At 57.5% G+C, this 12,909-nt stretch carries 11 protein-coding genes; 2 read left to right on the forward strand and 9 right to left on the reverse strand.

Annotated elements, in window-relative coordinates:
- Positions 1–144: 144 nt before the first annotated feature.
- A complete protein-coding gene (gbca, locus tag NAT23_RS08510) occupies positions 145–1,434 on the forward strand; it encodes a glycine betaine monooxygenase oxygenase subunit (protein ID WP_251927399.1) in 1,290 nt (429 codons plus the stop codon).
- A gap of 119 nt (positions 1,435–1,553) precedes the next feature.
- Here gbca and NAT23_RS08515 read toward each other — a convergent pair whose 3' ends face one another.
- The 8 genes from NAT23_RS08515 to gbdR all read right to left on the reverse strand — a co-directional run bounded on the left by NAT23_RS08515 (position 1,554) and on the right by gbdR (position 10,849).
- Positions 1,554–1,799: a hypothetical protein gene (locus NAT23_RS08515; RefSeq protein ID WP_251927402.1), complete on the reverse strand. Its 246-nt coding sequence runs from the start codon at positions 1,797–1,799 to the stop codon at positions 1,554–1,556.
- 13 nt (positions 1,800–1,812) lie between these two features.
- Positions 1,813–2,625: an electron transfer flavoprotein subunit beta gene (gene etfB / locus NAT23_RS08520; RefSeq protein WP_251927404.1), complete on the reverse strand. Its 813-nt coding sequence runs from the start codon at positions 2,623–2,625 to the stop codon at positions 1,813–1,815.
- Positions 2,612–3,883: an electron transfer flavoprotein subunit alpha gene (etfA, locus tag NAT23_RS08525; protein ID WP_251927406.1), complete on the reverse strand. Its 1,272-nt coding sequence runs from the start codon at positions 3,881–3,883 to the stop codon at positions 2,612–2,614. Before etfA ends, etfB begins: the two co-directional genes overlap by 14 nt.
- Positions 3,880–5,835 (reverse strand): (Fe-S)-binding protein, encoded by a 1,956-nt coding sequence (locus NAT23_RS08530; protein ID WP_251927408.1) that lies wholly within the window; start codon positions 5,833–5,835, stop codon positions 3,880–3,882. Before NAT23_RS08530 ends, etfA begins: the two co-directional genes overlap by 4 nt.
- A 48-nt stretch (positions 5,836–5,883) precedes the next feature.
- Positions 5,884–7,956, reverse strand: coding sequence for a dimethylglycine demethylation protein DgcA (gene dgcA, locus NAT23_RS08535; RefSeq protein WP_251927411.1), 2,073 nt, complete (start codon positions 7,954–7,956; stop codon positions 5,884–5,886).
- Between the two features lie 11 nt (positions 7,957–7,967).
- Positions 7,968–8,501 carry a DUF5943 domain-containing protein gene (locus tag NAT23_RS08540; protein WP_251927415.1) on the reverse strand — a complete coding sequence of 178 codons (534 nt, stop codon included), beginning with the start codon at positions 8,499–8,501 and terminating at the stop codon, positions 7,968–7,970.
- Positions 8,502–8,558: 57 nt separating this feature from the next.
- Positions 8,559–9,536 (reverse strand): dipeptidase, encoded by a 978-nt coding sequence (locus tag NAT23_RS08545; protein ID WP_251927418.1) that lies wholly within the window; start codon positions 9,534–9,536, stop codon positions 8,559–8,561.
- A 182-nt stretch (positions 9,537–9,718) separates the two neighbouring features.
- On the reverse strand, positions 9,719–10,849 hold the full coding sequence (gene gbdR / locus NAT23_RS08550) for a choline metabolism transcriptional regulator GbdR (RefSeq protein ID WP_251927420.1): 1,131 nt from the start codon (positions 10,847–10,849) through the stop codon (positions 9,719–9,721).
- A 314-nt stretch (positions 10,850–11,163) separates the two neighbouring features.
- Between gbdR and gmhB the strand changes: the two genes are divergently transcribed.
- Positions 11,164–11,730, forward strand: a complete 567-nt coding sequence (gmhB, locus tag NAT23_RS08555) for a D-glycero-beta-D-manno-heptose 1,7-bisphosphate 7-phosphatase (protein WP_251927423.1) — start codon at positions 11,164–11,166, stop codon at positions 11,728–11,730.
- Positions 11,731–11,820: 90 nt separating this feature from the next.
- Here gmhB and argC read toward each other — a convergent pair whose 3' ends face one another.
- Complete coding sequence (gene argC, locus NAT23_RS08560; RefSeq protein WP_251927428.1) at positions 11,821–12,783, reverse strand: N-acetyl-gamma-glutamyl-phosphate reductase; 963 nt, start codon at positions 12,781–12,783, stop codon at positions 11,821–11,823.
- Between the last annotated feature and the right edge of the window lie 126 nt (positions 12,784–12,909).

Below are 12,909 nucleotides of genomic sequence, written 5' to 3' on the forward strand. Positions count from 1 at the left end.
CCTAACGCAAACTTCATTTGTCACCCTTGGGCAAACGGCCTTCCCTGCGCGAAAAGGTCGCCTGCTGCAGAAGGAGACAAAATAAGAACAACGCCTGCTCACAATCCCCGTGCCGGCGGCGACTTTTCATGAGGATTCCAGACTATGCAACTGATTAACCACGAGCGGCTCGAAGACCCGCTTGGCGAAACCAAGAAAGCGTGCGCTCAGATGCTGAATGAGCGTGACCCTTCGTTCACTTTACCGCAACCCTTTTATAAGGACGAGCGGGTTTTCGCAGTGGATATGCAGGAAATCTTCAGCAAAGAGTGGCTGTTCGCTGGAATGACCTGTGAGGTTCCCAAAAAGGGGAACTACCTGACGTTGACCGTAGGTGAAAACCCTATCGTTCTCGTCCGCGGCGACAAGGATGCCATTCACGGCTTCTATAACGTTTGCCGCCACCGCGGGTCAAAACTGTGTCTGCAAGAGCGTGGCAAGGCAGCCAAGCTGGTTTGCCCCTACCACCAGTGGACCTATGAGCTGGACGGTCGTCTGCTGTTCGCAGGCACCGACATGGGCGAAGATTTCGACATGAATGCCTACGGCCTCAAGCCGATTCATGTCCGCGTTGCCGGTGGATTCATTTTTGTATGCCTGTCCGAAGGCGAAGCGCCTGCGTTCGACGAGTTTGCCGAAACACTGGATCACTACCTCGAACCCTACGATATGGAAAATACCAAGATCGCGGTAGAGTCCAACATCGTCGAGGATGCGAACTGGAAGCTGGTCATCGAAAACAACCGTGAGTGCTACCACTGTAATGGTTCTCACCCCGAGCTTCTGAACTCGCTGATCGAGTTCGATGACACCGACGACCCCCGTGCAACCGACGACTACAAGGCGCTGGTCGCCAAGAAGCAGTCCGACTGGTCCGCAGAAAGCGTTCCGTTCGAGCTCAAGCGTATCGGGCGTCGTAATCGTCTGACTCGTACTCCGCTGCTGAACGGCGTCGTTTCGATGACCATGGATGGCAAGCCGGGCTCCAAGAAGCTGATGGGCCGCCTGCAAAGTCCCGATATGGGCTCCTTGCGTATCCTGCACCTGCCAAACTCCTGGAACCACTTCATGGGCGACCATGCGATCGTGTTCCGCGTCCTGCCGCTGAGCGCGCAGAAAACGCTGGTCACGACCAAATGGCTCGTGCACAAGGACGCTGTCGAAGGTGAAGATTACAACCCTGACGAGCTTCGCCGTGTATGGGACGCCACCAACGATCAGGACCGTAAACTGGCTGAAGAAAACCAGCGCGGTATCAACTCCCAGGCCTACCAGCCGGGCCCCTACTCAAAAACTTATGAGTTCGGCGTAATCGACTTCCTCGCGTGGTACAGCGGCCAGATGATCGACAACATCGAAGGCGATGTGCCCGAACTCAAATTGGCCAAGGGCTAACGCACAAAGCCAAGTAGGCCACCATAAAAAAGGCTCGTCCACGGACGAGCCTTTTTGTTTCAAGCCCCTTTGACAGTACATCCAACGCCAAGGGGGCCTGATTTCGACAATGTGGCCTCTCAGGTCTCGATGACCGGGCCCCACCAGCGCTGGATAGCATCAAGCACGACGGGATGAATGGCATCGGCACAGGCAAGCCACTGCTCGAACAGCGGCTTGAGCCCATCGGCCTGCCCTGCCTTCCAGGCCTGGAGTGCCTCCTGAGCCATGACATCCACCGACGCCTGAGGGTCCTGGATGGGCACGTTATGCACCTGGAGTGCCACCTTGAAGTCAACTTCGTCTATCAGATCGACCAGCATCATCGCTATATCCCCCTCACAGTTTCAGCACGTTCTCTTCCTGAAGAAGCTTGAATATCGCTTCAGCCCCCTCTTGAGCGCTGACATCAGAGAGCACCTGACCGCCGCCGCCGCCGGACTTGGCTGCGGCTGCCTTGAAACGATCCCTGGCAGAGGACGACTTGACGATCTTGAGACGCTTGGGCCGTACCCGAGCTTTCTTGATCTCAAAGCTGGCCAGCGTTTCATCAATATGGCTCGCTTCGCTGATCGTTTCAATCGTGCCGCGTCGGGCCGGTCCAAACGCGCTTTGACGCGCACGCTCGGCACTTTCATCGACGGTTGCGATGGCGGGCAGCCGCACTTTCAATCGCCGACGCTGACCACGCGGGAGCGCTTGAAGAATCGTTGCCTGGCCGTTTTCGACCGACTCGATGCTGACAAGCCCTGACACCAGAGACCACCCAAGCGACTCCGCAAGCAGAAAGGGGAGAAGACCGGAGCCTTCACCCTGTTCGGCTTGAGTACCCGCCAGAACAAGCGATGGGTTCGAGGATTTCAGCGTCTTGGTAAGCACCTCGGTGATGTCGGCATGTTCAGACTGTTCGATCAGCGAAATGCGATCGATGCCCATGCCAAGATACCCCCGAAGCGCCTCCTTGCATTCCTCGGTTGGCTGGCCTGCGTGCAGCAAACTGACCGAGCCCCCCTGAAGGTTCATGGCAAGCTCGACCGCACGGGAATCCTGATCGGCACGACCCGGTCGGCCGGTGATCGGATGACGACCGGTCGAGACCAGCACGGAAATAGAGAGCGAGGCACTTTTTTTATCGGATTCACGCGGCTTCATGGTGCGACTCCTCGGACCGTTTCTGCTCTATAAGCTCAACCAGGGCTTCCAGCACGCCTTCGGCATCGCCAATGATGGCAAGATCGGCACGCTTGACCATGTCACAGCCGCCATCGTTGTTGATCGCAACCACCTTGTTGCAGCGCTCGATCCCCTGAAGGTGCTGAATGGCACCGGAGATGCCCACTGCAATGTAGACCCGGGCACTAACCCACGTTCCCGTGGCACCAACCTGGCGTTCACGAGGCATGAATCCGTTATCCACCGCCACACGCGAGGCGCCTTCGGCAGCCCTGAGCTGGAGTGCTGCGTTGTGGAAGCGGTCCCAGTTCTTGACGCCATTCCCGCCGGAGAGGATGAATTCGGCCTCACCGAGTGCAACGCTTGCCGGGTCGACTTCCACCTGACCGAGGTTATCGATGCGAATCATCGTCTCGGGCGCCGTGGAACTCAGTTCAACCGGTTTCACTTCATACCGGTTTTCAGAGACCGGCTCTGCGCACTCTTCCAGCGCCAGAATGCAGCGGGGAAGTGATCGCACGATGTCAGAACGCTCACGTGCGCCACGGCACTCACAACGCCACTCGCCATCTTCAGACAAAAGTTGCCAGACGTGTGTCGCCGGACGCTCCTTGAGCCGTACGGACAGACGACGACCCAACTCGGCACCGCCGAGCTGGGAGTCCGGGAAGAGCCAACGCTCGGGCGTGAGCTCGCGCTCGATGTCCTCGAGGCGGTTCAAGCGGCGCTCCGGGCTGTAGCCTTCCAGCCGCTCGTCCTCCAGAAAGACCAACCGATCGATACCGGCATGCTCGAAGCGTGTTTCACGGTAGCTGCCAAACACCACGGCCAATACCGCGCCCTGGCGCTGCGGGTCGGCATCCGCCAATTGACGTGCCATACCGAGCACGTCCTTGTCGTGACTGGTCAGCTCGCCACCGGCCATGTCCGGAACGACCGCAACGATGAACGCCGGGTCATCGATCGTGATCAAGGGCTTTTGCGGCTCGGCCTTGGCCTGCTTACCGCCAGAGCCATAGGCCTGACCGGCCAGCAGACCGCTTCGGTCGATGCGCTTCAAGCCATTGGGACCCATACGCCCAACGCGGTGCGGGTCGCGCCGCAGGAGGCCGTTGGGGCCCATCCACTGAGACGGCGAGCTGGACGCATCCAGCTCGGCCATGACCTGCGCGTGCTCCGGGTGGAGCCGGTTACGTGCGATCCATTCCAGACGGGGGTTTTTTCGAGTCAGACTCATGCGACCACCTCCACGGGTTCCTTGTTATCGGCGTGGGAGCGCGGTGCCGGCGTATCCGACAACGCATCGGCGACCAACTCAGCGATGTCCTTGACGTCAGGACGCGGCTCGACCACCCCTTCAAGCATGGCCGTGCACTGTGGGCAGCCTACGGCAACGATTTCCGCGCCAGTTTCTCGGATGTCTTCCATCCGCATGTCAGGAATACGCTGCTTGCCGGGTACGTCCACGACCGGTGCACCACCGCCCCCACCGCAGCAACGAGAGCGATAGCCAGACCGCGCCATTTCATTGACTTCAAGGCCAAGCGCCTTGAGAACGGAGCGCGGCGCGTCATACTCACCGTTGTAGCGACCGAGGTAGCAGGGGTCGTGATAGGTCACTGTGCCAACATCAGCCTTGTTCAACGATACGCGACCGGAATCGATCAAGAGGTTCAAGTAGCCGCTGTGATGATAGACCTCGTAGTGTCCGCCAAAGTCGCCGTACTCGTTTTTGAGCACATGGAAGCTGTGTGGATCACAGGTCACGATGCAGTCGAACGAATGCTTGGCAAGCGTTGCGATATTGCGCTTGGCAAGCGACTGGAACGTGGCTTCATCACCAAGACGGCGCGCCAGATCACCGCTGTCACGCTCATCGTTACCAAGAACGGCGAAATCGACGTTGCCTGCCCGCAGCACCTTGATCAACGCGCGAAGCGTACGCTGGTTGCGCATGTCGAACACGCCATCGCCGAGCCACAAAAGCACTTCGGCGTGATCACGATCCTTGAGCATCGGAAGCTCAAGATCGGTTGCCCAGTTCATGCGTGAGTTGGGCGAGAACCCGCCAGGGTTGTCGGTCGCGATCAGGTTGTTCAGTACGTCTGCGCCCTTGCCCGGTGTTTCACCGTGCTCGAGCGTCAAATGACGACGAATATCGACCACCGCATCCACGTGCTCGATCATCATCGGGCACTCTTCGACACAGGCACGGCAGGTGGTGCAGGACCACAGCGTATCGGCATCAACCAGCGCCTTGCCTTCACGGGCCACCAGGACGCCCCCCGGACCGACTTCGTGCGTTCCGGTCTGACCGGGGTAGTTGGAGCCGGCGTAGTTGGCGTCCGTTCCGGTGGTCATGCTCGCCACCATGTCCTGGATCAGCTTCTTGGGGTTAAGAGGCTGACCGGCTGCAAACGCCGGGCATACCGCCTCACAGCGCCCACACTGCACGCAGGCATCGAAGCCCAGCCGCTGATTCCAGGTAAATTCTTCCGGCTTGATCACGCCCAGAGGCGAGGACTCGTCATCGAGGTTGAGCGGTTTGAGCCCGGTCGAGCGGCCGCCACCGAAACGCTCCTGACGGCGGTGAAACCCGAGATGAAGCGCACCGGCAAAGGCGTGCTTCATGGGGCCGCCCCAGGTCATGCCGAAGACGAGCTCAGACACACCCCAGGCAACCAGTACGACCAATACCAGCGCAAACACCCAACTTCCGGCATTTTCAGGCATCAAGCCGACCGCAGGCAGGGTGGTCAGGAACATGCCGACCGAAAACGCGATCAAGCTTTTCGGCAGGCGCTGAAACGGCCCCTTGGACAAGCGCGCCGGCGGATTGATGCGGCGGCGATAGACCAGCACGCTACCCACGAACATGATCGCCGTGAACAGCAGCAGCAGCCAGCCAAGAATGCCACTGGCCAGATCAAAGCCATGCACGATGATGGCAAGCACCATGGACGCCACAAAACCACCGGCGGTGGCTACGTGCGTGTGGGCAATATATTTATCACGTTCGACGACGTGGTGAAGATCGACCAGGTAACGCTTGGGGATCGAGGTCAGCCCTTTCATGATATTGACGGGGGATGGTCGACCACGGCGCCACATGGCGATGCGTCGAAACGCACCGACTACGGCCAACACGAGGGCCGCAGCCAAAAGCAGCGGCATCAGGATATCCAGCATTGGAAAAGCCTCCCGGACAGCCCGCGCGGCGCACCGCGCGGGCAGATCTTAGAAATCCTTGCAGAGACGCAAGGCGTCATAGATGGCGGCGTGCGTGTTGCGTGGCGCAGTGCAATCGCCAATCCGGAACAGCAAGAAGCCCTCACCTGACTCGCTCAGGCTCGGTTGCGGCTCAATCGCGTACAACGCTTCCAGGTCGATCTGACCCTTGTTGCGCGACTGTGATTTGAGGGCGTAGTACAGCTCTTCGTTGGGTTTGACCCCGTTTTCGACGACGATCTGATCGACCACGCGCTCTTCCATCTCGCCGGTGTACTCGTTTTCAAGTACGGCCACGAGCGCGGGACCTTCACGGTAGACCTTATGCAGTGCGAGGTCAGACGTCATGATGACTTCTTTCTCGTAAAGCGTACGGTAGTAGGTCGGGAAGGTAGTGCCGCCTACGGCAGCGCCCGGCTTGATGTCGTCGGTCACGATCTCGACCTTGGAGCCCTTGTCAGCCATGTAATCGGCTACAGACACGCCCGAGAATTCACAGATCGTATCGAAGACCAGTACGTTCTTGCTGGGCTCGACCTTGCCGTCGAGGATGTCCCAGCTGCTGACGACCAGGCTCTTTTCGGGATCGGGATCAAAGCCCCAGTCCGGCACCTGCGTTACGTGCGGCGTGCCGCCGGTGGCGAGCATGACGATGTCCGGACGCAGGTCCTTAATGGTTGCTTCATCAGCCGGTGTGTTCAGGCGAACATCTACGCCCAGACGATCAAGCTCAAGCTGGTACCAGCGCGTGATACCGGCCATCTGATCGCGACCCGGCGCACGAGAGGCCGTTGTGATCTGTCCACCGATCTGGTCCTTGGCTTCAAAAAGCGTCACATCGTGGCCGCGCTCGGCGCTGACACGTGCAGCTTCCATACCACCAGGGCCACCACCGACAACCACGACCTTGCGGAGCGGGCCCTTGGTCTTTTCGATGATGTGCGGCAGCCCCATGTACTCACGAGACGTCGCGCCGTTCTGGATACAAAGAACGTCAAGACCCTGGTACTGACGGTCGATGCAGTAGTTCGCACCAACGCACTGACGGATCTGGTCGGTCTGACCCATTTTGATCTTGGTGATCAAATGCGGGTCGGCGATGTGGGCACGGGTCATGCCGACGAGGTCGACGTGGCCGGCTTCCAGAATACGGCTGGCCTGGTTCGGGTCCTTGATGTTCTGCGCATGGATTACAGGCACATTGACGACAGTCTTGATGCCCGCAGCCAGGTGCAGGAACGGCTCCGGCGGATAGCTCATGTTCGGAATGACGTTGGCAAGCGTGTTGTGCGTGTCACACCCGGAGCCCACGACACCGAAGAAATCGACCTTGCCGGTCGCGTCGTAATAGGCCGCGATCCGCTTCATTTCTTCGTGATCAAGACCGTCCGGATGGAACTCGTCACCAGTGATACGCATGCCAACCACGAAGTCGTCGCCGACTTCTTCGCGAACGGCTTTTAGAACTTCCATACCAAATCGCATGCGGTTTTCAAAGCTGCCGCCCCATTGGTCGGTTCGCTTGTTGACGCGCGGGCTCCAGAACTGGTCGACCAGATGCTGGTGAACCGCAGAAAGCTCGACCCCATCAAGGCCGCCTTCTTTTGCACGGCGCGCCGCCTGGGCGAAATCACCGATGATGCGCCAGATCTCTTCTTCCTCGATCGTCTTACAGGTCGAACGGTGGACCGGCTCACGGATGCCGGACGGCGACAGCAGTGTTGACCAGTTGAAACCATCCCAACGTGAGCGACGGCCCATGTGAGTGATCTGGATCATGATCTTGCCGCCATGCTTGTGCACGGCATCGGCCAGATTCTGGAAGTGCGGGATGATGCGGTCGGTCGACAGGTTGACCGAGCTCCACCAGGCCTGCGGGCTGTCGATCGATACGACCGAGGAACCCCCGCAAATGCAAAGGCCACAGCCGCCCTTCGCCTTCTCTTCGTAATATTTGACGTAGCGGTCGGTGGTCATGCCCCCGTCGGTTGCATAGACCTCAGCGTGCGCTGTGCTGACCACTCGGTTACGAATGGTCTGGCTGCCGATCTGAATCGGCTCGAACATTGCTTCAAAAGCCATACCATCTCTCCTCAGCTAACAGGGGTCACTTTGAAACGACCGACATCGCAGCCCGTCTCGGCGGCGCTTTGTGTTTGCTCGGCCACGGTGCGCAAATCATTGCCCTGGGCCTGAAGGATCTGGTCCATCGCGCCTGCGAACCAGCCGGTAAACATGTATTCGATCTTCCGGTTCACCTTGCCCATCTGATAGACGAAGGCGCTGTGTTCAAGACGTACGCTTGCCGTACCGGCGTCCAGGTCGAACTCTTCGGTAATGAACAAACCCCAGCCACGCTGAGACAGACGGTTCATGTAGTGTTCGAATACGTCACGGCCTTCAAGGCCATGCATTTCGGCTTCTTTTTCACACCAGTGCCAAGCGCTCTTGTAACCGGCGTGATAAAGGATTTCGGCGTATTTCTCGGCGCCGAGGGCTTCTTCTATAGCGACGTGGTTATTGACGAAGAAATGGCGCGGAACATACAGCATCGGCAGAGCATCCGTTGTCCAGATGCCTGTTTCACTGTCGACTTCGATCGGTAATTGCGGGGCGGTAGTAGTCACAGTCGTCAACCTCAAATTTTTGTCGTTGTTACACATGAATCGGTGATGGTGTTGCTATCAGGCACCCCAAACATCGCGGAGTACGCGCACCCAGTTCTCGCCCATGATCTTGCGAACCTGCTTCTCGCTCATTCCGCGGCGAAGCAGGGCTTCGGTCAGGTTGGGGAATTCACCGACCGTACGAATGCCTTTCGGGTTAATGATTTCACCAAAGCGCGTCAGACGACGTGCGTACCCCTTGTCGTGGGTCAGCCACTCGAAGAACTGCTGATCGTGACCTTGGGTAAAGTCGGTGCCGATGCCGATGGCGTCTTCACCCACGATATTCATGACGTACTCGATCGCTTCGACGTAGTCGTCGACGGTGGCATTGACGCCAGCGCGCAGGAACGGCGTAAACATGGTGACACCGACAAAGCCACCGTTATCGGCGATGAACTTGAGCTCTTCGTCGGACTTGTTGCGCGGGTGTTCTTTCAGGCCAGAGGGCAGGCAGTGGGAGTAGCAGACCGGCTTCTTGGATTCGAGAATGACTTCCTGACTGGTCTTGGAACCGACGTGGGACAGGTCGCACATCATGCCAACGCGATTCATTTCGGCAACGATTTCACGACCGAAGCCAGATAGGCCGCCGTCACGCTCGTAGCACCCGGTACCGACCAGGTTCTGAGTGTTGTAGCACATCTGAACGATGCCAACGCCGAGCTTCTTGAAGATTTCAACGTAGCCGATCTGGTCTTCGAACGCGTGGGCATTTTGAAAACCGAAGATAATGCCGGTCTTGCCTTCTTCCTTGGCACGGGTGATGTCTTCAGTGGTGTGAACCGGGCGGACCAGATCGCTGCACTCATCCATCAGCTTCTGAGTGCTGACGATATTGTCGACGGTGGCCTTGAACCCTTCCCATACGGAAACCGTACAGTTCGCTGCAGTCAGACCGCCTTTGCGCATATCTTCCAGCAGTTCGCGTTCCCATTTGGCAATAATCAGGCCATCGATAACGATAGCGTCGTTGTGCAGTTCGGACGGGGTCATGACTTTCTCCACTCTCTGGTTGTGGGGGTCAGCATATCCCCGCCTAGTTGCTAAGCGACGTTTGGATGCGACAACCTTTATTCCAAAAGCGTCAGTCGGGCCGGTAGCACTGGACGACCAAACGCGTTCTGACATAAAAACGCCTGACTGAGTGCCAGGCGTTTACGAGTGAAAAAGACGTTTTAGCGAGGAATCCGAATCGTGGCGTAGGTGGGCTCGCCCTTGGCATTCGATAGGGCCAACTGCGCGCTTGAAAACGTGGCCGCCGCCAGGACGACCGGCTCCTGACTGGGCAACACATCAACGGGCTTGTGATGCGCTCGCGAAAGCAGCTCAATGCGCTCATCACGCGGCGGGGTACCGTAGTACTCGCGGTAGCATTTCGAAAAGTGCGGCGTCGAGACAAACCCACAGGCCGAGGCAACTTCGATAATTGAAAGCGAGGTTTGCTTCAGAAGTTGCCGTGCGCGGGTGAGGCGCAGTTTGAGATAGTAACGGGATGGCGAGCAGTGCAGGTATTTCTGGAACAGCCGCTCGAGCTGACGCCTTGACACATCAACGTAACGCGCGAGTTCGGCCAGGCTGATCGGTTCTTCCAGATTCGATTCCATCAGCGCAACGATTTCCAAAAGCTTGGGCTGTGTCGTGCCTAGGATATGTTTGAGCGGTACGCGCTGCATGTCCTGTTCGCTTCGCATGCGCTCGTAGATAAACATCTCCGAGATACCGACGGACAATTCGCGTCCATGATCGTGGCCGATCATGTTGAGCATCATGTCAAGTGGCGCGGTTCCGCCTGAGGCGGTAAAGCGGTCTTGATCAATGGAAAAGAGTCGCGTAGTCAGTTCTACCTTGGGAAATGCTTCCTGCATTGAGGCCAGACATTCCCAATGGACGCTCGTTTCCACCCCATCCAGCAAGCCGGCACGAGCAAGCGCCCAGCTTCCGGTACAAATCGCGCCCATGCGCGCTGAAGCGCGGGCCTGTTTCTGAAGCCACAGCACATGGTCCCGTGTCACACTGACCTGAGGCGCAACACCACCACAGACGATGACGCCATCGAGCTCCGGCACCTGAGTCATCGACGCATCAGGAGTGACCATCAAGCCATCGCTTGCTCGAAGCGGCGCTCCATCGATGCTGATCGTGTACCACCGGTAAAGCTCCTCTCCCGCTAGCTGGTTTGCCATACGAAGAGGCTCGATGGCCGATGCCAGCGAGATCAGGGTGAAATTTTCCAACAACAAAAACCCGATGCACTGCCCTTTTTGAGACGGGATCTCTCTTGAACGATCATTGATATTCGTTACCATAGGTCACTCCTCATTGCTTGTTGTTATGTTTATTGCGCGGCTGATGGTTCACGTCGCTGCCCACCAGGTGGCGGGACACGTATATTATTAAGAATTGATGACACGCACACTTATACGTTATTAGACTCCAGTCTGCTCGAAGACATCTATGGAATCTGGCAATCCGGTTCTATCATTGAAATAGTTAATATTGATGCCGGTTTATTTTCAACGGCCTGCACTGCATAAATTTGCTTTCTCTTAAGCGACAATTAGTGTTTTAAGACCGACAGGTTTACTGTTTATTCCAGAAGCGACCCAAAAGGCCACACACGATGGGCAATCTGATCATTCTCGACCGAGATGGCACGATTAATGAGGACTCCGCTAGCTACATCAAATCCAGCGATGAGTGGCAGCCCATCCCCGGGTCTATCGAAGCTATCGCCCGGCTATCTCAGGCGGGCCACACCATCGCCATCGCGACTAATCAATCCGGTCTGGCGCGAGGATTGTTCGATGAAGCGGCGCTGGCGGCCATGCATACCAAGATGACCGCTTTGATCGAGGATGCCGGCGGGCGCATCGCCCATATCGCTTACTGTCCTCACGGCCCGGACGATCAATGCGAGTGCCGAAAACCCGGTACCGGGCTTCTGGAAAACATCCGTGACCATTTAGGCTACACGACACTCAATAACAGCTGGATGGTGGGCGACACCCTGAGAGACCTTCAAGCCGGTGAGGCCATGGGGTGTCGGTTGGCACTGGTCAAGACAGGCAAGGGCAAGGATGCAGAGAAAGAATTGACGGCATTGCGTCATCCAAGCTCTGTTGTGGTGTCCCGCTGCCTGCAAGAATTCGCTGACACCCTGATCGCAAATACTCATCAAAATGCATAAACCAAAATACATGTATACCGTGCTTTAACGCAGGGCGTTCAATGGCACTTCTTAACCAGTAGGGTGTTTCATGTGAAACACCCTACTCGATCACGCGTCGAGCCCTGACGTCAGCCCCATCGATTCGTCAAGCCCCAGTGCGATGTTCATGCACTGCACTGCCGCGCCCGCGGCTCCTTTACCCAGGTTGTCCAGGCGAGCCATGAGCGTGAGTCGTTCGCCATTACCAAACACGAACAGATCCGCTCGGTTGGTATCATTGCACCCTTGAACATCGAAAAAGCCCTGATCAAGATTGGTCGCATCCTCGTCGAACGCCATCACTCGAATGAAAGGCTCGTCGCGATAATGCATTCTGAGTGCCGAGACCACCGATTCAGGTGTGACACCACGCGCCATCTGACCGATATGAAGCGGGATGCTCACCGTCAGGCCTTTCAAAAAGTTTCCGACCACGGGCGTGAATACGGGTGCGGCCTCGAGATGGCCGTGCTGGGTCATTTCAGGCAGATGCTTGTGCATCAACCCAAGTGCGTACATTCGGGGACTTTGAAGCTTGGGATCACTGCTCGATTCATAGTCGGCAATCATCTGTTTGCCGCCGCCGCTGTAGCCTGTCAGCGAGAAGGCCGAAAGGGGCGTTGAGGCCGGCAAAAGCCCCGCCTCGACCAGCGGCCGCACCAATAGAATGAATGCGCTGGCGTGGCATCCCGGGTTCGCAATACGCCGACTGCCCCGAATTGCCTCCCGCTGCCCTCGCGTCAACTCCGGCAAACCATAGGCCCAGTCATCGTTTGTTCGAAAAGCCGTGCTGGCATCGATGATGGTGGTATCCGGGTTATCCAGTATAGCCACCGCCTCACGTGACGCATCATCCGGCAAACACAGAAAGGTCACATCGGAGGCATTAATCAGCCGTGCTCGTTCCCGAGCATCGCGTCGCTGATTTTCATCGATCCGAAGGATTTCAAGATCATCACGCGCCTTGAGATAATCCATCAATCTGAGCCCTGCGGTACCCGACTGACCATCCACGTACACTTTCGGTGCCATTACCTGACCTCTTTCAACCAGTTCGATTCGTTGTTGCTTATCATAACGCACCTGGCTCCATCACGCCGAGCGGCGTAACCGGCATTCAGCCTCTACTAAAAAAAGCCGGCATAAGCCGGCTTTCAA

This window comes from Larsenimonas salina, from assembly GCF_023736155.1.
In the GTDB taxonomy this organism is placed as follows: Bacteria; Pseudomonadota; Gammaproteobacteria; order Pseudomonadales; family Halomonadaceae; genus Larsenimonas; species Larsenimonas salina.

Bases quoted from the DNA above. Each gene is read 5' to 3' on its own strand.
- gbca (WP_251927399.1), top strand. From the start codon at position 145: ATGCAACTGATTAACCACGAGCGGCTCGAAGACCCGCTTGGCGAAACC.
- NAT23_RS08515 (WP_251927402.1), bottom strand. From the start codon at position 1,799: ATGATGCTGGTCGATCTGATAGACGAAGTTGACTTCAAGGTGGCACTC.
- etfB (WP_251927404.1), bottom strand. From the start codon at position 2,625: ATGAAGCCGCGTGAATCCGATAAAAAAAGTGCCTCGCTCTCTATTTCC.
- etfA (WP_251927406.1), bottom strand. From the start codon at position 3,883: ATGAGTCTGACTCGAAAAAACCCCCGTCTGGAATGGATCGCACGTAAC.
- NAT23_RS08530 (WP_251927408.1), bottom strand. From the start codon at position 5,835: ATGCTGGATATCCTGATGCCGCTGCTTTTGGCTGCGGCCCTCGTGTTG.
- dgcA (WP_251927411.1), bottom strand. From the start codon at position 7,956: ATGGCTTTTGAAGCAATGTTCGAGCCGATTCAGATCGGCAGCCAGACC.
- NAT23_RS08545 (WP_251927418.1), bottom strand. From the start codon at position 9,536: ATGACCCCGTCCGAACTGCACAACGACGCTATCGTTATCGATGGCCTG.
- gbdR (WP_251927420.1), bottom strand. From the start codon at position 10,849: ATGGTAACGAATATCAATGATCGTTCAAGAGAGATCCCGTCTCAAAAA.
- gmhB (WP_251927423.1), top strand. From the start codon at position 11,164: ATGGGCAATCTGATCATTCTCGACCGAGATGGCACGATTAATGAGGAC.
- argC (WP_251927428.1), bottom strand. From the start codon at position 12,783: ATGGCACCGAAAGTGTACGTGGATGGTCAGTCGGGTACCGCAGGGCTC.